General features: G+C 73.6%; 17 protein-coding genes and 1 pseudogene. 10 read left to right on the top strand and 8 right to left on the bottom strand.

Annotated features, from left to right (window positions below):
* Nucleotides 1-4: 4 nt before the first annotated feature.
* The 5 genes from ACFWVV_RS32940 to eccB form a co-directional block, all read right to left on the bottom strand.
* Nucleotides 5-370, bottom strand: coding sequence for a WXG100 family type VII secretion target (locus tag ACFWVV_RS32940; RefSeq protein ID WP_384356090.1), 366 nt, complete (start codon nucleotides 368-370; stop codon nucleotides 5-7).
* Between the two features lie 13 nt (nucleotides 371-383).
* Nucleotides 384-1742, bottom strand: a complete 1359-nt coding sequence (locus ACFWVV_RS32945; protein ID WP_384356088.1) for a hypothetical protein — start codon at nucleotides 1740-1742, stop codon at nucleotides 384-386.
* Nucleotides 1739-2146, bottom strand: a complete 408-nt coding sequence (locus ACFWVV_RS32950) for a hypothetical protein (RefSeq protein ID WP_384356086.1) — start codon at nucleotides 2144-2146, stop codon at nucleotides 1739-1741. Before ACFWVV_RS32950 ends, ACFWVV_RS32945 begins: the two co-directional genes overlap by 4 nt.
* Nucleotides 2147-2436: 290 nt before the next feature.
* Nucleotides 2437-3747, bottom strand: coding sequence for a type VII secretion-associated serine protease mycosin (gene mycP / locus ACFWVV_RS32955; protein ID WP_384356126.1), 1311 nt, complete (start codon nucleotides 3745-3747; stop codon nucleotides 2437-2439).
* Nucleotides 3748-3752: 5 nt separating this feature from the next.
* Nucleotides 3753-5369: a type VII secretion protein EccB gene (eccB, locus tag ACFWVV_RS32960; protein WP_384356084.1), complete on the bottom strand. Its 1617-nt coding sequence runs from the start codon at nucleotides 5367-5369 to the stop codon at nucleotides 3753-3755.
* Between the two features lie 120 nt (nucleotides 5370-5489).
* On the opposite strand from eccB, the gene ACFWVV_RS32965 reads away from it, so the two are divergent.
* From ACFWVV_RS32965 to ACFWVV_RS33010, 10 genes and pseudogenes are all read left to right on the top strand, one after another.
* The gene (locus tag ACFWVV_RS32965; RefSeq protein ID WP_384356082.1) at nucleotides 5490-6587 is read left to right on the top strand and encodes a type VII secretion protein EccE; all 1098 of its coding nucleotides are present in this window, start codon (nucleotides 5490-5492) and stop codon (nucleotides 6585-6587) included.
* Entirely contained in the window at nucleotides 6584-7252 is a 669-nt protein-coding gene (locus ACFWVV_RS32970) for a hypothetical protein (RefSeq protein ID WP_384356080.1), read from the top strand. The genes ACFWVV_RS32965 and ACFWVV_RS32970 overlap by 4 nt, the downstream gene beginning before the upstream one ends.
* Before the next feature lie 321 nt (nucleotides 7253-7573).
* Nucleotides 7574-7807: a DUF397 domain-containing protein gene (locus ACFWVV_RS32975; protein ID WP_362416549.1), complete on the top strand. Its 234-nt coding sequence runs from the start codon at nucleotides 7574-7576 to the stop codon at nucleotides 7805-7807.
* Between the two features lie 593 nt (nucleotides 7808-8400).
* Nucleotides 8401-8523: pseudogene (locus ACFWVV_RS32980) on the top strand (SCO5717 family growth-regulating ATPase); the annotation flags it as partial.
* Between the two features lie 1101 nt (nucleotides 8524-9624).
* A complete protein-coding gene (locus tag ACFWVV_RS32985) occupies nucleotides 9625-12852 on the top strand; it encodes an AAA family ATPase (RefSeq protein ID WP_384356124.1) in 3228 nt (1075 codons plus the stop codon).
* A 409-nt stretch (nucleotides 12853-13261) separates the two neighbouring features.
* A complete protein-coding gene (locus ACFWVV_RS32990; protein WP_384356078.1) occupies nucleotides 13262-15271 on the top strand; it encodes an ABC transporter substrate-binding protein in 2010 nt (669 codons plus the stop codon).
* Between the two features lie 34 nt (nucleotides 15272-15305).
* Nucleotides 15306-16379 carry an ABC transporter permease gene (locus tag ACFWVV_RS32995; protein WP_384356076.1) on the top strand — a complete coding sequence of 358 codons (1074 nt, stop codon included), beginning with the start codon at nucleotides 15306-15308 and terminating at the stop codon, nucleotides 16377-16379.
* Nucleotides 16376-17338 (top strand): ABC transporter permease, encoded by a 963-nt coding sequence (locus ACFWVV_RS33000; RefSeq protein WP_384356074.1) that lies wholly within the window; start codon nucleotides 16376-16378, stop codon nucleotides 17336-17338. The genes ACFWVV_RS32995 and ACFWVV_RS33000 overlap by 4 nt, the downstream gene beginning before the upstream one ends.
* Nucleotides 17335-18390, top strand: a complete 1056-nt coding sequence (locus tag ACFWVV_RS33005; protein WP_384356072.1) for an ABC transporter ATP-binding protein — start codon at nucleotides 17335-17337, stop codon at nucleotides 18388-18390. The genes ACFWVV_RS33000 and ACFWVV_RS33005 overlap by 4 nt, the downstream gene beginning before the upstream one ends.
* A 222-nt stretch (nucleotides 18391-18612) precedes the next feature.
* Complete coding sequence (locus ACFWVV_RS33010; RefSeq protein WP_384356070.1) at nucleotides 18613-19626, top strand: ABC transporter ATP-binding protein; 1014 nt, start codon at nucleotides 18613-18615, stop codon at nucleotides 19624-19626.
* Between the two features lie 75 nt (nucleotides 19627-19701).
* On the opposite strand, the gene ACFWVV_RS33015 is transcribed toward ACFWVV_RS33010, so the two are convergent.
* From ACFWVV_RS33015 to ACFWVV_RS33025, 3 genes are all read right to left on the bottom strand, one after another.
* Nucleotides 19702-19911 carry a CsbD family protein gene (locus ACFWVV_RS33015; protein WP_384356068.1) on the bottom strand — a complete coding sequence of 70 codons (210 nt, stop codon included), beginning with the start codon at nucleotides 19909-19911 and terminating at the stop codon, nucleotides 19702-19704.
* Between the two features lie 117 nt (nucleotides 19912-20028).
* Entirely contained in the window at nucleotides 20029-21003 is a 975-nt protein-coding gene (locus tag ACFWVV_RS33020) for a bifunctional riboflavin kinase/FAD synthetase (RefSeq protein ID WP_384356066.1), read from the bottom strand.
* A gap of 95 nt (nucleotides 21004-21098) precedes the next feature.
* The gene (locus ACFWVV_RS33025; protein ID WP_384356064.1) at nucleotides 21099-24761 is read right to left on the bottom strand and encodes a trypsin-like peptidase domain-containing protein; all 3663 of its coding nucleotides are present in this window, start codon (nucleotides 24759-24761) and stop codon (nucleotides 21099-21101) included.
* Between the last annotated feature and the right edge of the window lie 404 nt (nucleotides 24762-25165).

Raw genomic sequence — 25165 nt, forward strand, 5'->3', positions numbered from 1 at the left:
TGCTTCAGTAGCTGCTGAAGCTTGAGGTCGGGGTCTGGGGAGGGGCGGGCGTCGAGCCCGCGTAGCCGGGGGTTACGTCGATGCCCCGCATGGCCGCGAGCACCTCGTCCTCCGTGTTGCCGGAGATCGTCCGCGCCGCCTCGATCGCCTCCTGGAACTTCAGGAGGAGCCTGCCGATCCGGACCATGTTGTTGTTGATCTGGGCCTGCTTGGTGTTGAACGCACCCGCACCGATGCCCTTCCACTGGCCTTCGAGGCTGTCGATCGTGGCGTGCAGGCGGGTCAGCTGGCCCTTGACGCTCTCAAAACCGTTCGTGAGCTCTACCTGGAGCTGCGCGAGCGCTACTCCGTTGACCTTCTGGACTGCCATGGGTGGGGCCTCCTCAGTGCGGGTGCGGGGATACGTGGGTGACTACGGGCGGGGCGGCGGCGGGCTGGACCGAGGTCCAGGTCTCCTCGTCCTCCGTGAGGGGCGAGGAGGAGGTGGGGTGGTGGTTACGGGCGGGGTGGGGAGTGCTGCGTGGTGGGGGCGCAAGGGGGGATGCCATCGGCGGGGCGCCGGGGCGGATCAGGCCCGCGCCGCCCTGGGTGAACGCGCCCGGGCGTGATGAGGCTGCCCGGGTCGGGGTCCCTCCGGACACTCCGTACGCACCCGGCACTCCGTGCACGCTCGTGGGGAGGAGTGGGCGGGTGATGGGGGCGGCGCGCACCTGGGCTGCGTTTCCGGCCGCGGAGACCGGGCCGGGCGCTCCCGGAGTGCTGGTGAGAGGGGGCGGCATCGGGATTCCGGCGGAGAGGGGGCTCGCCCATCCGGATGCCGGGCCCGCCGTGGTGGCTTGTGCGGTGAGTGGCTGCGAGGCGTGGAGTGCCGAGGGGGGTGTGGGGTGGGAGGGGCCGATGGGAGTCGGTGCAACGCTGTTGAGCTCCATGGTGGTGGGGGCATGGGCCAGTGGGACCGTCGGTGTGGACACGGGTGCGGGGCTGGGGCCGCCGCCCGGGGGTGCGGACTGCGGGGCGTCGGATCCTGAGTGGCTCGGGCTCGGGCGGGCAGCGGAAGCCTCCCCCGGGCCGGCGCCCAAGCCTGAGCTCAAGCCAGTGCCCGGGCCGGAGCCCAAGCCAGTGCCCGGGCCGGAGCCCGCGTCGGCCTCCGGGCCCGGGAGGGGCCCCGGGCCGGGGTGAGCGCCGGCCCCCGGTCCAGGGCTGCCGGGGCCCGGGCCCGTTCCCGGCGTGCCCGCTCCCGCCCCCAGCGCCTCCTGCCCCTCCGGCCTCGGCACCGCCGCCGTCAAGTCCTCCTCGAAGACCGGCTCTGGTTCGGCCGCCAGTTTCGCGGTCGAGACCTGGTAGTACGAGGCCAGCCGGTTCAGTTGGTTGATGGCTTCCTGGCGGTGTGCCTCCGAAGGCACCGCCCCCGTGGCCGCCGAACCGTCTCTGGGCGGCAGGGAGTTGCGCACCGAAGTGAGGCCCCCGCCCGCCTCCCTCAGCTCCATTGCGACCCTCTGCGCGTACTCCCCCAGCGCGTCCGCGTGCTCCACCAGACGTACGCCGTACTTCCGGAACTCGGCAGCCGCCTCGCCCTTCCACTCCACCCCGGCAAGGTGCTCCCGCAGCTCCCTGGCCGCGCCGTGGAACGCCGACCGCACCCCCAGCAGTGCCCGGCCCGCCGTCTCCAGGGCCTGCGGGTTTCCGGCATCGACCAGGTCGATCATCGTGTTGAGGTCGTAGGACTCGAAGCGGGACGTCATGAGCCGCCCCCCTCTTCCGCCGCGGCGTCGCGCTCCTGTCGCATCCGGGTGCGGATGGCCCAGAAGCGGCGCCGGGTGTCCTCCTCCAAGTTGTCGAAGCCGATCTCCGCGCCGTGCACCGCGATGTCCAGGTACTCGATCTGCTCGGAGAGACCGCGGGAGAGTTTCAACAGGCCGGTGTGGACGCGGCGGTACTGGGCGTGCAGGTCGTCGGCCTCCGGGAAGGGGATGCCGCGGGCGCCGAAGTGGGCGCGGTCGAGGGTGTGGGCGGCCACCCTTCGCCTACCGGCGTCGCCGTCCTCGAAGTCGGCCAGTATCGCGTGCACACGGGCGCGGAACTGCTTCAGTGCGCCCACCCCGCGTGCCAGGTCGCTGCCGCCGGTCGGGCCGCCTCCGTCGGGCACGGCACTCCTTTCGTCCGGGCAGTGCCGGGCACCGCCAGGCGCTGCCGAGCACTGCTGCCATGCAATGCGGTGCATGCCGTGCGATGCATGCACCGCATTGCATCCCGTGCGGTGCACCGCCGTCGGTCGGTGCCGACCGGGTCTCAGCCGGTCGCGCATTGCCGCTGATCACTTGAGCGTGCCATCGGACCGGGCCGGGGAATTCGGTCAAGTAGCTGGTCAGATGCGGTGGTTGCCCGGGATTTCGGCGCTCGGGGGCCGGGCTTCCGACACCCGTTCGGGGGGTGGTGTCAGTGCGGGCGTTCCCCCGGCGTCCGCCGCCCGCGCCGCCTCGCATCACGTACCGCCACCGCCGAACCGGTGAGTACGGCGACGGCCGCGGCGCTGCCGATCAGGATGTACGTGGCGAGGCGCGCGGCACGTTCCCGCGCGGTCTCGCCCGTACGGGCCGAGGTGGGGTCGGGGGTGTCGACGCCGGGCCGGACTTCGTGGGCGACGGGGCCGGGCGGGGGGCGGGTGTCGTCCGTCAGGGCGCGCAGCGGGTCGGCCACGCCCCAGCCGACGTGCGGGTCCCGGCCGGGGGTGGCGCGCTCCGCCGTCCGCTGGATGTGGCGGACGATCTCCGGGCCGCTCCAGTCCGGGTGCCTGTCCTTGAGGAGTGCGGCGAGCCCGGCCACGTAGGGCGCGGAGAAGCTCGTACCGCTGTCCGTGCAGTGGCCGCCGCCGGGGACCGTGGAGACGATGTCGGTGCCGGGGGCGGCGATGCCGACGAAGTAGCCGGGTTGGGAGAAGGGGGCGCGCTCGTTGTTGCGGTCGGAGGCGGCAACGGCGAGTACGCCCAGGTAGGAGGCGGGAAAGGTGCGCTTCGGATTGCCGTCGCTGCCGTGGCTGCCGTCGCTGCCGCGGTTTCCGGCGGAGGCGATGACGATCACGCCCCTCTTGAGGGCGTGTGCGACTGCGTCGGCCAGCCGGTCCGTCGGCCTGACCGAATTCGCCGTGTCCTGGGAGATGTTGATGATGTCGGCGCGCTTCTCGACGGCGTGGTGGATCGCGTCCGCGAGCCTTTCCGGGGTGCCGTTGCCTTCGGCGTCGTTCTGGTCGAGGGGGATGATCGTGGCGGCGGGGGCCAGCCCCGCGAATCCTGTGGCGGGGTGGGGGCGCGCGGCGATGATGCCGGCGACCTTGGTGCCGTGACCGACCGAGTCCGAGGTGCCGTCGGCCTTGCCGCGTGTGCCGGGCGGCTGCCGCAGCTCGGCCTCCGTGGGGAGGAAGTTGCCCCCGGATGCCACGTCGACCGCATCCCTGAGCTGCGGATGCCTGACGTCCACACCGGTGTCGATGACGGCCACCCGTACGCCCTCGCCCCGCGCCTTCTCCCACACCTCGTCGAGCAGCACGCGCCGGAGCGGCCAGGGCCGGCCCGGGTACGGTTTCGCGGCGGGGAAGGTACACGGGCCCGGGTCTGCCGGGGGGTCTGCCTGGATGCCCGCCTGCGCGGCCGGGGCGCAGAGGGCGGCGAGGGCACAGAGGACGGCGAGTGTGGGGGCCAGTGCCGCCGCCCAGCGGGCGATGCCGGTACGGAAGCGCCCCACGCGCCGCACCCCCGTCACGGCCCCTGCAGCTGCACGGCCGCTCCTGTCGACAGGCGTGGCCCGGTCGGCAGGAGCGAGGACCAGACGGAGGGAATCGGTGCGGCCTCGACCCTCTCGTAGCCGAGGAGTTCCCGTGCCGTCTTCAGCGGTTGGCGCGCTTCCCGCTGCGTCCCGCCCTCGGCATCGGCGGAGCCCGTCCCGGCGGAGTCCGTCCGCGTGGACCCTGTCGCGGCCGAGCCCGTATCCACGGGGCCCGTCGGGTACGGCCCGTCGCGGTGGGCGGCGTCGCCCGGCGCCGAGTGGGTGCCGGCCTGCAGGGAGTGGCGCAGTCCGGCGTCCGTGACCAGGAAGTACGGCCCCGCGCCGGTCTGCGTACCGGAGATCTGTCGGAAGTACTGGCCCGACCCGGGGGTGACGTACGCGGAGCCGGCCCCGGTCGCGAGCGGGCGGGGGAACTCCGGTCCGGCCCAGGTGCTCAGGGTCGTGGTGCCGTGGGAGCCGTGCACGGAGCGCAGGACGTTGCAGACGGTGTTGCGGTGGCCCTTCGCCGGGTGGGGCGAGTTGACCGACCGGGGGCCGGGGCTGTGCTCGGGCCACTTTGCGTACGGCCGGAACCAGGCACCGGGAGGGAAGGTGATGCCGGTGTCCACGGGCCCTGCGGGCAGGCCCGCGGCGGCCGCCGGACGGCTGTTGAGCAGCAGCGAGGCCGTGAACGGGGACACCCGGGCGGCCCGGTCCCGCAGTACGAGGAAGTAGGTGTCGCCCGCCACCCGCAGTACTGACCCCACCCGCTTTCCGGCCACCGGCAGGCCGGGCACCCGGCTGAGGCCGCCGGGCTTCTCCGGCAGGACCGGGCTGACGATCTCGTTCCCCTCGTGCAGAGTCGCCAGCCACTCCTGCGAGACCCGCTGGGGCACCCGGCCCACGCCGGCGACCTGGGCGAGAAGCACCGAATTGGCGCTGCTGATCGGGTATTTGGTGCCTTCGGCATCGACGACGTAGCGCTGATGTCCTGCTGCCGCGCTCTCCACGTACAGCAACTGACCGCCGCGCAACCGGTACGTTTCGTCGAGCCGGGCGCCGTCATGTGCCGTGAGGACGAAGACGGCCGTCTGGACGGCGCGACCGCCCTGCTCGGCGCGCTCGCAGGCCGCCCACAGCTTCGGCTTGGCGACCTCCGCCGCATCGGGTACCCGGTCGGGAGCGTAGGGAATGCCGACGGTGGCTCCGCGGGGCAGTTCGCCGTTGTCGAGGACGGCGTCGTCGACCTTGATGACCTGGCTCCGGTTGTCGTCCACATCGACGAGGAGCCGTGCCGATGCCATGTTGAGGACGGGGTGGAGCCTGTGCTCGCCCTTGGTCGTCAGCACCACGTAGCGGGTGGTCGACCCGCTCGCCACGATGACGTGCCCGTACGGCTCATCCCAGTCCTTGGGGGCCACCGGCCGGAACATGCCCCACACCCCGAAGCCCGCGAGCACCACCACTCCCGCGAGCAGCCCGGGCAGCACCGCCCGCAGCGGTCGCGGCGCGCCCTCCTCGGAGCCGGACGGACTGGGCCGCAGGAACTGTGCCACCAGCCTCCGCTTCGCGAACGCGTAGGCGTTGAGCTCGTCTCGTCTTGATGCCATCGGACCGCCGCCACTCTCCCCGGAGGACCTTGGACTCCGTCACTCACAGCTCAGATAAGGTGAACGCTCGGTCAACTCCCGCACGGACGCGGTGGTTACGGTCGTGGGAGGCGGGCGACGATGACGGCAGGGGCTCTCGACCCCAACAGGGCAGGTGGCGGGCGGGGGTTGACGGCACGGCTGGTGGTCGGCGAGTTGTCGGTCGCCCTGGCGGCGGCGGGTGCGGTGTGCGGTTCGCCGTGGTTCGCCCCTGCCGTCGTCGTGGCTGCCGCAGGGTTGTCCCTGGCCGTGACCGGACTCCCTGCGGGAGTGCTGCACGGCCCCCGGCGGGATTCCGCTTCTGCCTGGGACGGATCTTCCGGACACGCCCCGTACGCCTACGACGACCGGGGCCGTCGTGTCGTCGGCATGGCCGGCGACGGCACCTCCCTGACCGCGGTCGTACGTGTCGACGCGGGCGGCGGTACGGGACTGCAACCGGTGGGCGGGACACGCGGGTTGCCGCTGCCGCTTCTGTCCGGCGCCCTGGAGGTGGACGGCATCGCGCTCGCCTCGGCGCACCTGGTGCAGCAGGTGCGGGGCGGGGGCCCTGCGGGCGCCCCGGCACTGCGGCTGACCTGGGTGGTGCTGCGGTTGGAGCCGGGGCTGTGTCCGGCGGCGGTGGCGGCGCGCGGGGGCGGGCTCGGCGGGGCGCAGCGGTGCCTGGTGCGGGCTGCCGACCAGCTGGCGAGCCGGATCGTGGGGGCGGGGCTCGGTGCCGCCGTACTGGATCAGGAAGGGGTGAACGCAGCACTTGCTGCGGCCAGTCGCTCTTCCAGTGCGCCAGCGGCCAGTCGCTCGGCCGGAGCGTCAGCGGCCAGTTGCTCGGCCGGTGCGTCAGCGGCCATGGCTGTTCCGCGTCAGCCGCACGACGGCCAGCGCCACGTGCACGCCGTCTACGCGGTGATCGGGCCGGGTGACCGCGCGGCCCGGCTCCTCGCCGGACTGCCCGGCCGGACGGCCACCCTCGGGCTCACCGCGCGCCGCGGGGCACTGGGCAGGCCGGCGCAGATGGCCGCGTGGGTACAGGTCACGGGCGCGAATGAGCAGGAACTCCGGTCCGTACAGGCGGAGTTGCAGCGGGCTGGGCGTGCGGCGCGTGTCGGGCTCGCGCGCATGGATCGCGTGGGGCCGACTGGGATGCGGGCCGCACTGCCGTGGGGAGGTGGGGTGCGGTGAGGGGGTTGCGTGGGGTGCGGCGGACGCCGGTGCCGGACGCGGAAGGGGCGGCGTCGGCGGCCGTTCCGGTCGGGGGTGATGGGGTGCTCGTCGGTGCGGACCCCGGGGGACGGCCGTTGCTGCTCGGGGTGCACCGGCCGGCTCCGTACGACGTGCTGCTGATCGGTGGGCTGTGGACGGCCCAGCTGGTGGCGATGCGTGCGGCGGCGGCCGGTGCGGGCATCAGGGTGGCCGTCGAGACGGCACGGGCGCGCGCCTGGGACGGCGTGCCGGGGGTGGAGACCTTCGAGGTGGGGCGGGTGCCTTCACTCGGGGCGGCGGAAGGCCGGCCGGTGGTGGTCGTGCGCGACTGCGGGATGCGGCCGCCGCGCGGGCGGGTGCTGCCCGCCCCGTGGCAGACGGTCCTGACGCTGCTGCCGTATCTGAGCCCGGTGGCACCGGAGCTGGTGCGGGCCGCGGCGCTCGTCGGCGTACAACGCGTGTCGCCCGACGAGGCGCAACAGGTGGGGCGGCTGCTGTGGCTGGGACCGGAGGAGACGGCCGAGCTGCCGGAACTGGCGGACGGGGTCTCCCTGTGGTGCGCGGGGCCGGAGCGGCACTGGGTGGCCTGTGCGGCCACCGAGGCCGAGGAGGCGGCGCTCGGGGAGGCGCGTCGGGTGGACTGAGGGGTGCCGCCGGACACCTCGTACCCCCTCTACGGCTCGCGTCCTCCGCTCCTCGCGCCCCCCACGGCTCACGCGCCACGGCCCACCGGGCACGGCCCATGGCCCACGGGGCACGGCACCTGACTCAACGCCCACGGCCCCACTGGGCACGGCCCACGGGTCACCGCTCACGGCCCATGGCTCACCCGGTCTCACTCGTACGGGGAGCACGATCGCGGCGATGGCGCAACCCCCCGCGCACCCATCGGGCACGATGGGCTTGGCAACGGCGTTCGTGAGAGCGACGGTTGAGTCGGACGGACAGTGAAAGGGACAGTCGGTATGGGAACGCAGCAGGAGAAGGACGCGCTCTACGCCCTCGACATCTCGGACGTGGAGTGGCTCGGTGCGCCGGGCACCGAGGACGCCGAGGAGCGGGTGGAGATCGCCTATCTGCCCGAGGGCGCGGTGGCGATGCGGTCGTCGGCGGACCCGGAGACGGTGCTCAGGTACACCGAGGCGGAGTGGACGGCGTTCGTGCTGGGCGCGCGGGACGGGGAGTTCGACCTGACGTAGCCGCCGGTACGGGTAGGGCTCCGGTGGAGCCTGGCGGTGTGCGGTGACGCGGGTGTGCGGCCGAGCGGCCGGCGGGGCGAGGAAGCGGCCCGGCGGCCGCTCGGCCGTGTGGCGGGCGGGGCGGGACCGCGCGGGGATGCGGCGTGGGGCGGGGGCATGGGCGGAGGGGAATTGCAGTGGTGCGGGGCGGCCTGGGCGGGCGTGGGGTGGCCTGGGCGGGCGTGCGGTGACGTCCATGACGCTCGCCACAGGTGTGTGTCGACACCCGATTGTTGGGAAGCGTGCCCTTCGGCCGGGGAACTGTTCCCTTTCCGTACGGAGATGTCGAGTTGCGTCCGTTTTGACCGTCACGCACGGGTGCGGACAGGTCACTTCTGCGCAACAAGTGGCGTCGGGGGACCGGTTCGACAGTTGATCGGGCCTGCCGTACGGGCAGTACTGACGACTAGGCTGACGCACGGGCGCGGCAGGCGGCACCGGCGGACCTGCGAACGGGCAGGACACGGGGAAATGCCGAGCGGATCGGACGACGGAAACGGTCACCCCACCCACCACGCACGGCACCAGGGTGCTCGACCACAGCAGGAGGCAATGTGAACAGCGAGCGGGACGAGATCCGCGAGGGCTGGAACGTGCCCGCAGACGAGACGCCCGACGCGGAGGCCGAGCGGACGGGCGAGTTCACGATCGACTACACGCCGCTCGCTTGGTACACGCAGAACGCGACCCCTGCGAACCCTTCGGACTCCACGAACCCGTCGGAGTCGTCCGACCCGTCGAGCTCGCCGGAATCGTCGCACCCGTCGGACGCTTCGGGGCGGGGCGACGACGCTTCGGGTGGCGCGAGCGATGCCCCGCAGGTGTTCGGCGGCGGTGACCTGGAGAGCGGGGCCACAATGCGGTTCTCGCCCGCCTCGCTCAAGCGGGAGTTCGCGAAGCTGGCAGCGGTCGAGGAGATTGCCGCGGGCAGGAGTTCCGGGGGAAGCGACGCCGCAGACGGTGTGGCTGCTGACGCTGTCGCCGGTGGTGGGCCCGGTACGGAGCCGCATGCGGCGCGCCCGGGTGCTTCGGCGCCCGATGAGCGCACCGGCAACCTCGACGAGGACTCCCCCGCCGACCGCCACGGCTACGCTTCCGCCGAGGACCGCCCGCTGGGCCTGAACTGGGGCTCCGACGAGCCTGACCCGTCCCCCGCGACGCGCGGCACGGCCACCGGCACCGCGCCGGACGGCGGCTCTGAAGGCTCCTCGGACGCGTCGGCCGACGCCCCGGACGAGACCACGTCCGCCGATGTTCCGGCCGGGACCGCGTCCCGCGGCGGGCCCCTCCCGGGTCTGTCGCCGAGCGGGTACGCGGGTCCCGCACCGTACGAGGGCGAGCCGAACGATTCCGTCCCGGCCGCTTTCGCCGCCGACCGCCCCACCACGGGCGGCTCCGCACCGGGGGCCCCCGAGGATGCTCCTTCCGCAACCGACGGCACGACCGACGACATGACCGACGACATGACCGACAGCACGACCGCGGGCAGCTCCGCCCTGGCACACGGCGAAGGCTTCCCTGGTGACCACGGCACGAACGACCCGGCCCCGGGCCAGACTTCGGACGGCCCGGCCCCCGACCAGACGTCGGCCGACCCGGCCACGGACGCCCATGCCTCCGGCGGCTCCCTTCCCGGCGGCCGGCAGTCGAGTGGCTCAGAACCCGGCGGCCTTCCGTTCAGTGGCTCGGCATCCGGAGCTCTCACGCCGAGCGGCTCCGCACCCGGAGACCTCCCCGCTGACGGCTCCGCACCGGAGGACTTCGCACCGAGCGACGCGGTGCCGGCCGACTCCGTCCCCCCTGGCTACCTGGCGGACGCCGTACCCGCCGATGCCTCACCCGCCGGTGGCATCGTGCCGGACGGCTCCTTCCCGAACGGCACCGGCACGGGAGCCGGCACCGGGGCGGACGGTTCCCCTCCGGGGGCCGCCGCGCAGTCCGCAGATGCGCAGTCCGCAGGCGCTGAGTCCTCCCGTACGGACACACCCGACACCGCGCTCTCCCCCGCGGACGCCGTCGAAGGGTCCCGCGGTGCATCCGCCGCGGAAGCCCCGTTCGCCGGTGCCGCGGACGGCGACGCCCTTCCGGCCGACGGGATCACCGACGCCGTTCCCGGGGACGCACAGCAGGGCGCCCCGCAGGACTCCCCCCAGGACGCGGCTGCCGCCGCCCCGGCCGGTGAGCCGCAGGACACTCCGCCCGGCGGCGCACCGGCAGCGCCGTCCTGGGCTCCCCCGACACCGCCGCAGGGCAACCTGCCGCCGCTTCCCCCCTCCTTCCAGCCCGCCGCACCGGCCGCCCCTCCGCAGTGGCCGACGCCTCCCGGCACGCCTTCCGCCTGGACCGCTCCGGCCCCGTCGAGCGAAACCTCCGGGCAGCAGCCGCAGGGCTCCCCCGGATTCCCGCAGCACGCCGAACCGGCCGCGCCGGGCGGTTACGGCTTCCCGCAGCAGGCGAACTCCCCCGCGCAGCAGGGCGGTTACCCTCCTGCCCACGCGCCCGCGCCCGGCTCCCCCGGCTCCCCCGGCTCCCCGCAGGACGGTTACGGCTTCCCCCGGCCCGACGGCACCCACTCCGCGCCACAGCCCGGCACGGCACCCGGCACCCCGGTACCGGGTACGGACTTCCCGCAGCCGCCCGCCGCAACCGGCGGTGAGCCCTGGGGAACCCAGCAGCCCGGCGCGCAGGGCGCATTCCCGCAACCGCCTGCCGGTACGGTCCAGGGCGGGTACGGGTTCCCGCAACCGCCCGCCGCACCGCAGGCGGCCTCGGCCGACGGCCCGGCCGCACCGCAGTACGGGTTCCCGCAGCCCGGGCATTCCGTCAACCCCCCTGCCCAGCAGGCCGGTTCGGCGCCCGCTCCGGCCCCCGGTCCCGTACCTCAGGAGGCCGGGGCCCCGGGAGCCGCTCCGCAGCCACAGGGGTACGGATTCCCCCAGCCCGCCGCACCCGGGCTGCCCGCACAGCAGGACCGGGGGCAGGCCCACGCGGCACAGGCCCACCCGGGTCAGGTCCAGCCGGCCCAGGCCCAGCCGGGGCACATGCCGCAGCACCAGGCCCCCGTACCGCAGCAACAGCAGCCGCATCAGCAGGGCCAGCAGCCTCCGCACGCACAGCTTGCGGCCCAGGCACTGCCCGCCCAGCAAGCACACCAGGCACACCAGGCACCGCAAGCCCAGCACGCCCAGCCCATCCCTCAGGCTCAGCAGCCGGAGGCCGCTGGGGCCGGTGCCGGTACCGGGGCTCCCGTCGACCCCCGCACCGGGGCCGCCTGGCCGTCGCCCGTGGCGCACGACCAGCGGCAGGCGTCCCACCCCGGGGCCCCGCTCGGGTACACCGCCGCCGTCGAGCTGTCCTCCGAGCGGTTGCTGCGCAACAACAAGCAGAAGCCGAAGAGCAGCCGCAACCCTTCGGCCGGGTCCCGCTTCAAGTTCGGCGGGAAGAAGGAGGAGGCCGAGCGGCTGCGCAAGCTGGAGCTGATCCGCACCCCGGTTCTCTCCTGTTACCGCATCGCGGTGATCTCCCTCAAGGGCGGCGTCGGCAAGACCACCACGACGACCGCACTCGGCGCGACCCTCGCCACCGAGCGGCAGGACAAGATCCTCGCCATCGACGCCAACCCGGACGCCGGCACGCTCGGCCGCCGTGTACGGCGCGAGACCGGGGCCACCATCCGCGACCTCGTCCAGGCGATCCCGTACCTCAACTCGTACATGGACATCCGGCGGTTCACCTCGCAGGCACCCTCCGGCCTGGAGATCATCGCCAACGACGTCGACCCGGCCGTCTCCACGGCCTTCAACGACGAGGACTACCGGCGCGCGATCGACGTGCTCGGCAAGCAGTACCCGGTCATCCTCACCGACTCGGGCACGGGCCTGCTCTACAGCGCGATGCGCGGCGTTCTCGATCTGGCCGACCAGCTGATCATCGTCTCGACGCCGTCCGTCGACGGTGCGAGCAGTGCGTCGACCACGCTGGACTGGCTCTCCGCGCACGGTTACGCGGAGCTGGTGCAGCGCTCGCTGACCGTGATCTCCGGGGTGCGCGAGACCGGCAAGATGGTCAAGGTCGACGACATCGTGCAGCACTTCGAGACGCGTTGCCGGGGCGTGGTGGTCGTACCGTTCGACGAGCACCTCGCAGCAGGCGCCGAGGTCGACCTCGACATGATGCGGCCGAAGACCCGCGACGCGTACTTCCACCTGTCGGCGCTGGTCGCCGAGGACTTCGTACGGGCGCAGCAGGCGCAGGGGCTGTGGACCGCGGACGGCAACCCGCCTCCGCACCTCGCACCGCCGCTGCCGGGCAGGCAGCAGGCACCGGGCCAGATGCCCGGTCAGAGCCAGGTACCCGGATCGGACCAGTACCAGCAGCAGCCGTACGCCACCCAGCAACCCGGGCAGCCTGGCCAGGCCGGACAGCCCGGACCCCAGGGTCACCCGGGACAGCCCGGGCCCCAGGGCCAGCCGGGTCAGCAGCAGCCGGGGCAGCCCCAGCCCGGCCAGTACGCCCCCGGCCAGCAGCCCGTCGGTGGCGCACCTCAGCCGTACCAGCACCAGCATCCGCACCCCCAGCAACCCCAGTCCCCCGGTGGCTGGCAGCAGAGCCCCGCCCCGCAGGACCCGCACGCGGCACAGGACCCGAACTCCGCCCCGCAGACCCCTCAGGTTCCGCAGGGCCAGTACGCCCCGCAGGCCCCCCAGGGCCCGCACACTCCCCAGGCCCAGCCTCTTCCGCCGAGCATCCCCCAAGGCCAGTTCCCCCACACCGGCCCCGGGCACCTCCCGCCCGCCCAGCCGCTCCCCGTCGCCCACCAGCCCATGCCGCTGCCCGCCGAGGCCGGCGGCCCCAGCGGCTCACCGGTCCAGCCGGAGCAGCCCGCTCAGCAGGGGCACCCGGGCCCGCCGGATCAGCCGGGCCAGCCCGGCCGGCCGGAGCAGGCAGCCCCGTCCGGGTGGTCCCCGCAGCAGCCTCCGCAGGCGCCGCCAGCCCCTCAGCAGTAGGGCTTCAGGGGTATGGACCAATGAGGGCCCGCACCACGGTCACACCAGGACCGGGTGCGGGCCTTCCGCTTGCCCGCCCGCGTCCCCCCGGCCCGCTCCATCCGTACGTCCAGCCCGCCCGGCGTCCCGTATTCGCGCAGCCCACACCGCAGTTGACACCCCGTTGACACGTCCCGAAGAGCGCTGGTAGACCTTCGCCACACCACCGAGCCGACCCATGATCCAGGCGCTGCCGGGGCATGCATGGGCAGACACGGTCCCGCTGAAGCACGACCGGCAAGCACGAGCAGAGGCAAGCGCGAACCCGGGCAGGCACGAGCACAGGCAGGCACGAGCACAGGCAAGCCACGGCAAGCACAGGCACAGTACGAGCAAGTGACGCGCAAGTGACGAGGCGAGGTCTTTGTCCATGGACACACAGGGCACCACCCCCCAGGCTCCGCCGTACGACCCTCCTCCCCGGCCCGCCCGTATCCGTCGCCTGCTGGCGACCGGAGCCGCCGCCTTCGCCCTGCTGGCCACCGCCGCCGCCCCGCTGAGCCCTGCCGCCGCACAGGACACACAGGCGCGCGGGGCCCAGCCGCAGGGCGCCCAGACACCGAAGGCCCATGCCAGGGACGCTCGGACCCAGAACGCTCGGGCCCAGGACTCCCAGGCACCGGACACCGCGACCCTGGCGGCCGCAGCCGGCACCGCCGCCCGCGCCGAGGGCGGCGACCAGAAGCTCACCATCGCCGTCGCGCAGAGCGTCGACTCGCTCAGCCCGTTCCTGGCGAGCCGCCTCGTCAGTACGACGGTGATGCGGCTGGTCTACGACTTCCTGACGAACTACGACGTCAAGGACGCGCACACCGTCCCGGCCCTGGCCACCGAGTGGACGCCGTCCGGGGACAAGCTGACCTGGACGTACAAGATCCGCAAGGATGCCAAGTGGACCGACGGCAAGCAGGTCACGGCCGAGGACGCCGCCTGGACCTTCCAGAAGATGATGACGGACGAGAACGCCGCGACCGCCAACGGCAACTTCACCGCCAACTTCAAGAAGGTCACGGCCCCCGGCCCCGGAACCCTCGTCGTCGAACTCAAGAAGCCGCAGGCCACGATGACGGCGCTGGACGTGCCGATCGTGCCCAGGCACATCTGGGAGAAGGTCGGTGACTTCTCCAAGTTCAACAACGACAAGACGTTCCCGGTCGTGGGCAGCGGTCCGTACTACCTCGCGGACTACAAGACCGACCAGTACGTGAAGTTGAAGGCCAACAAGCAGTACTGGCGTGGCGCCCCGCAGTTCGAGGAGCTGACGCTGAAGTACTACAAGGACAACGACGCGGCGGTCGCCGCCCTGCGCACCGGCGAGGTCGGCTTCGTCCAGGGCCTCACCCCCGCCCAGGCCGCCTCCCTGAAGTCCGAGCCCGACATCAAGGTCAACGACGCGCCGGGCCGCCGCTTCTTCGCGCTCGCGGTCAACCCCGGTGCACAGGACAGGACGGGGAAGAAGTTCGGCAACGGCCACCCCGCGCTCCTCGACCCGGTCGTGCGCAAGGCGCTCTTCCACGCCGTGGACCGCAAGGCGATCGTCGACAAGGTCTACCAGGGGCACGCCGTCGAGGGGCAGGGCTATATCCCGCCGCGCTTCGCCGAGTACCACTGGCAGCCGTCCGCCGAGCAGCGGATCGGCTACGACCCGACGGGCGCCGAGAAGATGCTCTACACCGCCGGGTACCGGAAGAACGCGGCGGGCAAGCTGGTCGGCAAGGACGGCAAACCGCTCGACTTCCGCATCCTGTGCCACGCCACCGACCCCAACGACAAGGCGATCGGCAAGTACCTCCAGGAGTGGTGGGGTGCGCTCGGCATCGGCCTGAAGGTCGAGTGCCTGGACAACGTCAGCGACCCGTGGCTGGCCGGTGAGTACGACCTGGCCTTCGACGGCTACTCGGTCAACCCGGACCCGGACTACGTCCTGTCCATCCACACCTGCGCCGCCCTGCCCGCCACCCCCAAGGACACCGGACAGACCGACAACTTCATCTGCGACAAGAAGTTCGACGCCCTGTACGCGCAGCAGATCGCCGAGTACGACAAGACCAGGCGCGCCGAACTGGTGAAGCAGATGCAGGCGCGGCTGTACGACACGGGCTACATGAACGTGATGGTCTATCCGAACGCGGTGGAGGCCTACCGCACCGACCAGATCAAGTCGATCACCACCATGCCGGAGGCGGCGGGCAACATCTGGGGTCAGGACGGCTACTGGAGCTGGTGGTCGGCGGTGCCGGCGGCCGGCGGTGCCGAGGACGGCGACAGCGGTCCCGGACCGGCCGTCTGGATCATCACGGGCATCGGTGTGCTGCTGGTCGCGGCCATCGCCGTGGTGACCGTCAGGCGCCGCAGTGCCGGCGCCGAGGACCGCGAGTAGTTCCGCGCACGCACCCGAAGGACCACAGGCACCCATGAGCACCGCAAGCACCCCCGCCGTGGTGCGGGAGCCGGACGGCGGCCCGGTGAAGACCGGGCCGCCCGACCGCCTCACCCGCAGCTCGGGCCCCCGACTGACCTATCTGCTGTACGTGGCCGGAAAGCTGGGCGGCGCCGCCGTCTCGCTCTTCGCGGTACTCGTCACCAGCTTCTTCCTGTTCCGGATCATCCCGGGCGACCCGGTGAGTGCGATGACGCACGGACGGCCGGTGTCCGCCGTGCAACTCGCCGCACTGCGGAGGCAGTTCGGGCTCGATCTGCCCGTGTGGCAGCAGTTCACGGAGTACTGCGGCAAGGCCCTCGGCGGAGACCTCGGCGTCTCGTACCAGTTCCACGCCCCGGTCGGGGAGCTGATCGCGGAGAAGTTCCCGGCGACGCTGCTGCTCACCGGAGTGGCCGTGCTCCTCTACTCGATGCTCGGCCTGTGGCTGGGCACCCGGGCCGCGTGGCGGCACGGCAGGCTCGGCGACCGGCTCAGCACCGGGGTGGCACTGACCCTGTGGTCGGTTCCCTCGTTCTGGCTCGGACTGTTGCTGATCATCGTCTTCTCGGTGGGGATCGGCCCGCTCCCGGGGTTGTTCCCGACCGGCGGGATGGAGTCGGGCGAGGAGACGGGCCTCGCTCATGTCCTCGATGTCGCGCACCACATGGTGCTGCCCGTGCTGACCCTCGTCGTGGTCGGTTACGCGCAGACGCTCCTGGTGATGCGTTCCTCGCTGCTCGACGAGATGGGCAGCGACTATCTGACGACGGCGCGGGCCAAGGGGCTGACCGACGCGCTCGTACGCCGCAAACACGCGGTGCCGAACGCCCTGCTGCCCACCGTCACCATGATCTTCATCAATCTGGGGCACGTGGCGGCCGGGTCGATCCTGGTCGAGACGGTGTTCTCCTGGCCGGGTCTCGGCGGCCTCTTCTACCAGGCGCTGAGCGTGCCCGATCTGCCGCTGATCCAGGGCCTGTTCGTGGTGTTCGCGGGCGCGATGATCCTGATGAACCTGGTGGCCGACCTGCTGTATCCGCTGCTCGACCCCCGGGTGGGCCGATGACGACCGAATCCGCTTCCGTACCTCCTCGGCAGCCCGCCCGGGACGACGGCGAGGCGGGCGCCGTGCCCACCACAGCCCGGTCCCTGGCCCGGGCCAGGCGCCGCAGGTCCGCCGCCCGCTTCTGGCGGCAGTACCGCGCGCACCGGGCGGGGCTCGCCGGCCTCGCGGCGCTCGCCCTGATCGCCGTACTCGCGCTGGCGGCCCCGCTGCTCGTCGGCGACGACGTGCAGAACGTCACCGCGGCCCCCGGCAAGGCCCTGGAGTCGCCGAGCGGGCAATTCCCGCTGGGGACCGACCAGTTCGGCCGCGACCTGCTCGGCCTGCTGCTCTGGGGCACCCGGGTCTCGCTCGCGGTGGGCCTGATGGCGGCGGCCCTGTCGGTGGCCATCGGCACGCTCGTCGGCATTCTGGCCGGGCACTTCGGCGGTTGGTTCGCGACGGTCACGATGCGCGTCACCGACTGGTTCCTGGTGATGCCCGCGCTGGTCCTGGCCATCGTGCTCGCCACGGTGATGTCGCGCAGCATCTGGACGGTCGTGCTCGCCATCGGCATCACGTCCTGGCCGACGACCGCCCGGCTCGTCCGGGCCCAGACTCTGGCGGTCGAATCGCGGCCGTACATCGAACGGGCGCAGGCGCTGGGCGGCGGCCACGCCCACATCATGTCCCGGCACGTCCTGCCCAACGTCATGCCTCTGGTGCTCGCCCAGACCACGCTGCTGATCTCCGCCGCCATCCTCACCGAGGCCACCCTGGCGTTCCTCGGCCTCGGCGACCCCGACATCGTCTCCTGGGGCGGGATGCTGCAGGACGCGCGCGAGGCGGGCGCGGTGTCGTCGGGCCACTGGTGGTACCTGGCACCTCCCGGCATCGCCATCGCGGTCGTCGCGCTGGCGTTCACCCTGTGCGGCCGGGCCGTCGAGTCCGTACTCAACCCGAAACTGGGGGTGGCCCGTTGAACGCCGCACCGAGCCCTGCCGGGAGCGCTGCCCCGGGTTCCGCTCCCACCCTCCTCGAACTGAAGGACCTGCACGTCACGTACGGCAAGGACATCCACGCCGTACGGGGTGTGGACCTCACCCTCGCGGCGGGCCAGAAGCTGGGCGTCGCGGGCGAGTCCGGCTGCGGCAAGTCCACGCTCGCCCTGGCCCTGCTCCGCCTGCTGCCCGCCTCGGCCCGTGTCTCGGGCGAGATCCTGCTCGACGGCGAGGACGTCCTCACCATGAAGTGGGGCAGGCTGCGGGCGGTGCGCTGGGCAGGCGCCTCAGTGGTATTCCAGGGCGCGATGCACTCGCTGAACGCGGTGCACCGCATCGGCGACCAGATCGCCGAACCGATCCTGGTCCACCGGCAGGCCACTCCGGCGGCGGCCCGCACCCGCGCCGCCGCCCTCCTCGAACAGGTCGGCCTGCCCGCCGCCCGCGCGGACGCTTATCCGCACGAGCTCTCCGGCGGCCAGCGGCAGCGCGTGATGATCGCCATGGCGCTGGCCTGCGACCCGCACCTGATCGTCGCCGACGAGCCGACCACCGCGCTGGACGTCATGATCCAGGCCCAGATCCTGCGACTGATCGAACAGTTGGTCGCCGACCAGAACATCTCGCTCCTCATGATCAGCCATGACCTGGCGGTCCTCGCCGACACCTGCGACCGTCTCGCGGTGATGTACGCGGGGCGGGTGGTCGAGGAGGGCCCGGCGCAGGAGGTCCACCGCAGGGCGCGGCACCCGTACGGCCGAGCCCTGTCCGCCGCCTTCCCCCGGATCGGCGACCCCGCCTCGCGCCGGGCTCCGGGCGGGCTGGCGGGCGACCCGCCGGACCCGGCGGACCTGCCCCCGGGCTGTACGTTCCACCCGCGCTGCCAGGTCGCCCTCACCGCCTGCGCCACGGAGGACCAGGCCCTCAGGGAGACGGGCCCGTCCCACCGGGCGGCTTGCGTGCACGTCGGCACGGTGGGGGCACCGGGCTCAGGTGCCTCCCCGCCGGGGCCGGGTGCCGGAGGCGGATCGTAGGCGCCGGAGGCGGGTCGTAGGGCGCCGGAGGCGGGTCGTAGCGGGCGGCCACGCTGTTCCCCGCACAGCCGGCGGTACGGGAAACAGCACGAGCGCCGGGCGCACCCCGCCGCTCCCACCCGACGTGCACGGCCGCACAGCTCCGCCACGTCTGCCGGCCGCAGGGAACAGCACACGCACGCGGACACATCCCGCTCCCCCCACCCACCGTACGGAGGCCCCATGTCCACCACCGCCCCCACCACCGCACCCCCGCCCCTCCTCTCCGCCGACGGCGTCCACGTCACCTTCCCCGGCCGCCACGGCGCCCCGCCCGCCCGGGCCGTCGACGGTGTGGACCTCGCCCTCGCCCCCGGCGAAATCGTCGCCCTGGTGGGTGAGTCCGGCTGCGGCAAGACCACCCTCGCCCGCGCCCTGCTCGGCCTGGTCCGCCCCACCTCGGGCGAGGTGTCCTTCGCCGACACTCCCCTGGACTACCGCGCGCGCGCCCTCAAGGCGTACCGCAAGCGCGTCCAGCTCGTCCTGCAGGACCCGAGCGGTTCCCTCAACCCCCGGCACACCGTGTACGACGCCGTCGCGGAGGGCCTGCGCATCCACGGCCACGCGGGGGACGAACGCGCCACCGTCGCCGACGCTCTCTCCCGGGCCGGTCTCCGTCCGCCCGAGCGTTTCTTCCTCCGCTACCCGCACGAACTCTCCGGCGGCCAGCGCCAGCGCGTCGTCATCGCGGGTGCCCTGGTCCTCGGCCCCGAACTCATCGTCGCCGACGAACCGGTTGCCTCCCTCGACGCCTCGGTGCGCGGCGAGATCCTCGCCCTCCTGCTGCGGCTGCGCGACGAACTGGGGCTCTCCGCCCTGGTCGTCACCCACGACCTCGGCCTCGCCTGGAACATCGCGGACCGGGTGGCGGTGATGTACCTGGGCCGCATCGTCGAGTCCGGCCCGGTCGAGCAGGTGCTGACCGCTCCCCGGCACCCGTACACCCAGGCCCTGCTGTCGGTGCTGCCCGAGGCGGACCGGGAGCCGGTGGTCCTCAGCGGTGAGCCCCCGGACCCCTCCCGGATCCCCGCCGGGTGCCGGTTCCACGCCCGCTGTCAGATCCTCGCCTCGGGTGCGGCGGAGGCGGCGGGTGTCGCGGACCGGTGCCGTACGGAAACGCTCCCGGTGCTTCCTGCCCGCGGCGGCGGCACCCAGGTGGCCTGCCACTGGGCCGCGGCCACCACCATGGACGCATGACAACGGGTCCCGGTGCGCCGCACACGGCACACCGGGACCCGGAGCTCGATCGGCCCGAACCTCGGGCTCCGCCGGTCAGCCCCGGGCGTCGCCGTCCTTCTTCTTGCCGAGGGAATCCTTGATCCCCTTCATCTTGTCCTTGGCCTTGGCGGCCGTCTCCTCGGCCTTGGCCTTGGTCTGGTCGGTCTTGCCCTCGGCCTGCATCCGGTCGTTGCCGGTGGCCTTGCCGCCCATTTCCTTGGCCTTGCCCTTGAGCTTGTCGACGGTGCTCTCGCTGTCGGTCATGGATCCACCTTCCACAGGGGCATACACGGACATGTCCGCATTCACATTGCCCCAGGGCCGGAAGTTCCGCACGCGGAGCCCCGCCCCTCGGGTGGCGGAGCCCCCCACCCGGTCCAGTTAGACGCCCGCGTCCCCGTCCGCATCCGCATCCGCATCCGCGATCAACCCCCGCGACCGCTTCACATCGTCCGCGATCGCCTCCAGCAACGCCTCGATCGACTCGAACTTGGCCATCCCCCGCACGTACGCGAGGAAGTCCACGGCCACGTGCAGCCCGTAGAGATCGAGCCCGACCCGGTCGATGGCATACGCCTCGACAGTCCGCTTCTTCCCCTCGAACTGCGGGTTCGTCCCCACCGAGATCGCCGCCGGCATCCGCTCCCCGTCCGCGGTCAGCCACCCCGCATACACCCCGTCGGCCGGGATGGCGGTGTGCGGCAGGGTCTCCACGTTGGCGGTCGGGTAACCCAGTTCACGGCCGCGCTGCTCACCCCGTACGACCACGCCCTCGACCCGGTGCGGCCGCCCGAGGATCTCCGCGGCGCCCGTCACGTCGCCCTCGGCGACGAGCCTGCGGGTGAGCGTGGAGGAGAAGGGCTCGCCACCGCCTGCCGTACCGCTGACGAACAGGTCGATAACCTCGACGTCGTAGTCGTACGTCGGTCCCAGCTCGGCCAGGAACTCGACGTTCCCCGCCGCCCGGTGCCCGAAGCGGAAGTTCGGACCCTCCACGACCAGCCGCGCGTGCAGCTTGTCGACCAGCACCTTTACCACGAATTCGGCGGGCGAGAGCTTCGAGAACTCCGCGGTGAACGGCAGGATCAGCAGCGCGTCCACGCCCAGCTCCGCCATCAGCTCGGCGCGCCGGTGGTGCGGGGCCAGCAGCGGCGGGTGGCTGCCGGGGCGGACGACCTCGCTGGGGTGCGGGTCGAAGGTCACCACGACGGACTGCACGCCCAGTTCGCGGGCGCGGTCGACCGCCCGCCCGATGATCAGCTGGTGCCCGCGGTGCACGCCGTCGTAGGAGCCGATGGTGACGACGCTGCGTCCCCAGTCCTGGGGGATGTCCTCCAAGCCGCGCCAGCGCTGCACTGTGACCGCTCCTTGTACGTCTCTGGTACGTGATGTGGGCTGCCCCGGGGGTCGCGACCGGTCCGACCGGACCCCGAAGCCTGCTCTACGCAGGTCTAAGACTGCCATGCCCACACCCGGCGGCCCGCATCGGTGCCCCCGTCCCGGGGCGGCGGGACCGCCGCCTCGGCCAGCGTCCGCACCATCTGCCGCGAACTGGGCCCGACGACCGCAGCCCAGTCCTCCGGCGCCGCGGCCAGCCACCCGGCGAGCTGGGCGGCGAAACCGGGCAGTTCACTGGCGAGTGCGACCAGCCGCCGGTCGAAACGGGCCGCTCCCTCGGGGGTGCGCACCAGCAGCGACCCCGCCCGCCGCACCAGCTCCCGGGTCTGCCACGGGGCACGCCGCCCGGCCCCCTGCGCCGCCGCCAGGAGCACGGCGTCGAGCACGGAGAAGTCCGCGCCCCGCGCCGGGTCCTCGCACGGGAACTCCTCGTACTCCAGCAGTACGTCGAGGAGTTCGGCCCGCAGCGGCCCCGACAGCGGTGTGCCCGGCGCGGCCAGTACCGGTACCAGCGCGCGGCGCGCCTGCCTGGAGCCCGTCCGGAGCATCCCGCTGACCAGGGGGTACAGCTCCGCGCGGGTTCCGGGGCCGCTCTCCAGCCGCTGTGCGACATAGGCGGCGGCGCCCGCGGCACCCTCGGGGCGTCGGGCGACGTACTCGGCGACCAGGTCTGCCGCGCGCCCGGCCTGGGCGGGGGCGTCGGCGGCGGCAGCGGCGAGCGCCCGGAGCACCTCCCCGGCGCTGTCCCGGCCGATGCCGCCCCGGCCGATGGCGTCCTGGCCGGCGCTGCCCTGGCCGGTGCCGTCCTGACCGGCGCTGCCCTCGCCGGTGCCCTCCCGGCCCTTGTCGTCCTCTCCCGCGCTGCCCCCGCCCGTTCCGCCTCCGGCCTCGCCGCCGCTCCCCCCGCTCCCCCCGCTCCCCCCGCTCCCGGAGTACAGCCCGCTGCGCAGCGCCGCGAGCACCGGTTCCGGATGGGTGCCCAGTGCGGCGGCCAGCGCGTCCGCGGGCACCCTGGGCTGCCCGACGGTGAACGCCGCCACCGCGCGCGGCAGGAACCGCGGCCGCGACACGGGATCCCGTACGAGCAGCGCCAGGGCGGCCCCGTGCAGGCCCAGGTCCGCGGGCCTGGCCAGCAGCGCCAGGCCCGCGGACCGCAGCAGCTCCCGGTCCACGCTCCCCACCGCGTGCGGGGCGACGACGGACGCGTAACAGGCGGCGGCCACCCGGCGCTCCGCCCGCTCGTCGTGCGCCCATCGGGCGACACCCCGGCACAGCGCGGCCGGCTCGTCGGCGCACAGCGCCCGCAGCAGTTCGTCGGCGCGCGGATGCCCGGCCTCCACGAGTGTTTCGGCGAGGTCGTCGACGGCCGGGCCGCGGTGGGTGTGCAGCAGTGCCTGCGCCACCTCGGCGACGGTCACCCCGGCCCCGCCGGGCAGCTCCCGGCCGTCCTCGAACCAGGCGCACAGCAGCACCTGGGTCCGCCGTACGTCCGCCACCAGTTGCCGGGCGACGGCGTCGAGGTAGCGCCCCTCGGGCGCCTGCGAGCCCGGTGCGCCGTCCGCGAGCACCAGCACCCTGAGCAGATCGAGCCGCTCCGCAACGTCGAGCTCCAGCCGTTCCCAGAACCAGGGCCCGAACATGCCGAGCCCGCCCAGCCCCTGCGGTCCGCCCGCGCGCAGCGAGCGCGCGGTGACCGCCTGGGCCAGCTCCCTCAGCACCTGGCGGTACGCCCCCACGTCGCGCACCCGCAGCAGGGTCCCGACGAGCAGCCTGGAGCCCCACCAGCGCGCGTCCGCGCTCTCCGCCACCTCCAGTGCGACGATCAACTCCCGCATCCTGGCGGACAGTTCCCCCGGGCCGTGGTGCCGCTCCAGGAGCAGCATCGCCTCGATGACGGGGCCGATCCGGTGCCGGGGCACGGGCAGCTTCCGCTCCCCCGCCCTGTGCACCAGGTCCCGTACGGCCTCCGCGAGGTCCAGGTGGGCACCCTGCACCCAGTCGGCGACCTCCTCGTGGGCGAACCGGTAGCCGCCGCCCGCGGGCACGATCAGCCCTTCGGTCAGCACCGCCGGGGCCCACCCGGTGCGCCACGGGAAGATCTCCTCGAAGGCCCCGCGCTCCAGCTCCCCCTGTCCGGGGCCCAGGCAGCGGCGGGCCGCCTCGTGCACCCGGCCGGAGGTCTCCGCGGCCAGCCGCCGTACCGCGCTCCCCCGCGCGGCGGGCCGCCGGGCTGCCGCCACCCGTACCGCGATGCGCAGGCAGACCAGTGCGAGATGGGCCTCGAACACGTCCTCGCGGGCCGGGCCGGCGGGGGTTCTGGCGCCCTCCGGCAGGGCGGCGCCCACCTCGGCGAGCAGCCGCAGGGTCAGCGGGTGGCGGGCGTCGGCGGCGTCGAGCGCACCGTGCTCGATGCCGTACCGCTCGCGGGCGACGGCCGCTTCCGCCTCGTCCAGGTCCCCGACCAGGACGGCGGGCGGCAGCCGCTCTGCCGGTACGGGGTGCAGTGCGTGCGGGGGGTGCAGCGCCCCGGCCTGCTCCCAGTGCTCCGGCCGGCAGGCCACCACCAGCCGGGCCCCGTGCGTGCGCAGCCAGTCGGCCGTCCCGGCCGTCCACTCGGCCAGCCGGTGCGCCAGAACCGGCGGCATCTCTTCTGGACCGTCGAGCAGGACGAGCAGCGGCCGTCCCGCTTCCTTGGCCAGCCGGGCGATCCGGTCGGGGGTGGCGAGGGTCATGTCCCCTGGCGCCCCCGAGGCGGCGACGATCCGGCCGGCCTGGGCGAGGGTGCGGGCCAGGGCGTCGGCCACCGAGGTGTCCGTGTCCCGCAGATCGGCGCCGCGCAGCCACACCGTGGGCGCGGGGCGGGCACCGCAGGCGCGCCGCGCGGCCAGCGCCCCGAGCTCCGTGGTGCGCCCGGTGCCGGGCTCGCCCACCAGTCCCAGTACGTACGCCTCCCCCGTGCCGAAGGCGTCGAACTCCCGGCACAGCCGTTCCCTGGCGACCGGTTCCCGCCACTGCGCGGGGCCGCGTGCCGAGCCGACGGAGGTCGCGGTCAGCTGGAGCGCCCCGGCCAGATTGAGGTCGGCCCCGTACGCGGGCACGGTCGCCGCGTTGCGCCGCAGCAGTTCACCGAGTGGGCCTCCGCTGCCGGGTGCCAGAGGCACCGCGAAACCCGCGGCCCGGTGGGCGGAGTGCAGGGAGGTCCCGACGACGGCGAGCACCGCGCCCGTCTCCGCGTCCAGGACGGGCCCTCCGGCCGCCGCTCCGCCGAGGCGCAGCGCGTCGCTGCCCGCGGTGCCCATGGCCAGCTCCATCGCGGAGTCCAGGAGGTGGAACCGGTCGGTGGCGGTGTAGGTCACGGGTGCCGCCCCCAGGACCCGCGCCTCCCGCCATCCTCCGGCGGCCAGCTGTACGTACGTCCCTGCCGGGATCTTCGTCCGCGCGGTCACCGGCAGGGGGCGCACCTGGAGGTCCTCGGTGCGTACGAGGGCGAGGCCGTGCTCCGGCAGCGGGGTGAGGGCGTCGGCCTCGGCGAGGCAGGTGCGGTCGCCGGGGGCGTGCAGCACGAGCCGGGTCAGCCCGTCGACGACCTCGTGTCCGGTGACGACGGTGCCGTGGTCGTCGGCGACGAAGCCGGTGCCGCGCAGCCGTCCGGCCAGGTCGCAGATCCTTACCAGTACGGCCGTCGGAACCGGCCGGGCCCCGTCGTCCGCCGCCATGTAGGTCACCTCCTGCGGACGACCGTAGGCAGAGGATGATCAGCGGGAGAAGAACGCCTGGCGAAAGCGCCCCCCGTCACTCCCCGTATTCACTCCGAGCGCCCGCCCGATGGGGTGAATCGGCGGCCGGGAGCGGACAGACCCTTGGTCGGGGGAGGGTGCACGGGGGAAGCGGGAGGGGAACCGTGGAACGGACGGTGCGTCGGCCGTCCGTTCCACGGTTTCACCGGAGCGTTCTGCGGTTTCGCCGCAACGTTCCACGGGCACCGCAGCGTTCCACTGTCACCCAGCGTTCCACGGCTTAACCGCAGCGGCCCGGGCCGGGGGGGGGTGGGCCCAGGGCCCGCCCCCGGGGGGGGTTAGCCGAACAACCCCAGGCACATAGGCGATGCCGCCAGGTGCGA

Source organism: Streptomyces sp. NPDC058663 (genome assembly GCF_042716745.1).
Lineage (GTDB): Bacteria > Actinomycetota > Actinomycetes > Streptomycetales > Streptomycetaceae > Streptomyces.

Excerpts from the sequence above, each read along its gene's own strand:
- ACFWVV_RS32940 (WP_384356090.1), bottom strand. The coding sequence starts at position 370 with ATGGCAGTCCAGAAGGTCAACGGAGTAGCGCTCGCGCAGCTCCAGGTA.
- ACFWVV_RS32945 (WP_384356088.1), bottom strand. The coding sequence starts at position 1,742 with ATGACGTCCCGCTTCGAGTCCTACGACCTCAACACGATGATCGACCTG.
- eccB (WP_384356084.1), bottom strand. The coding sequence starts at position 5,369 with ATGGCATCAAGACGAGACGAGCTCAACGCCTACGCGTTCGCGAAGCGG.
- ACFWVV_RS32965 (WP_384356082.1), top strand. The coding sequence starts at position 5,490 with ATGACGGCAGGGGCTCTCGACCCCAACAGGGCAGGTGGCGGGCGGGGG.
- ACFWVV_RS32975 (WP_362416549.1), top strand. The coding sequence starts at position 7,574 with ATGGGAACGCAGCAGGAGAAGGACGCGCTCTACGCCCTCGACATCTCG.
- ACFWVV_RS32990 (WP_384356078.1), top strand. The coding sequence starts at position 13,262 with ATGGACACACAGGGCACCACCCCCCAGGCTCCGCCGTACGACCCTCCT.
- ACFWVV_RS32995 (WP_384356076.1), top strand. The coding sequence starts at position 15,306 with ATGAGCACCGCAAGCACCCCCGCCGTGGTGCGGGAGCCGGACGGCGGC.
- ACFWVV_RS33000 (WP_384356074.1), top strand. The coding sequence starts at position 16,376 with ATGACGACCGAATCCGCTTCCGTACCTCCTCGGCAGCCCGCCCGGGAC.
- ACFWVV_RS33010 (WP_384356070.1), top strand. The coding sequence starts at position 18,613 with ATGTCCACCACCGCCCCCACCACCGCACCCCCGCCCCTCCTCTCCGCC.
- ACFWVV_RS33015 (WP_384356068.1), bottom strand. The coding sequence starts at position 19,911 with ATGACCGACAGCGAGAGCACCGTCGACAAGCTCAAGGGCAAGGCCAAG.
- ACFWVV_RS33025 (WP_384356064.1), bottom strand. The coding sequence starts at position 24,761 with ATGGCGGCGGACGACGGGGCCCGGCCGGTTCCGACGGCCGTACTGGTA.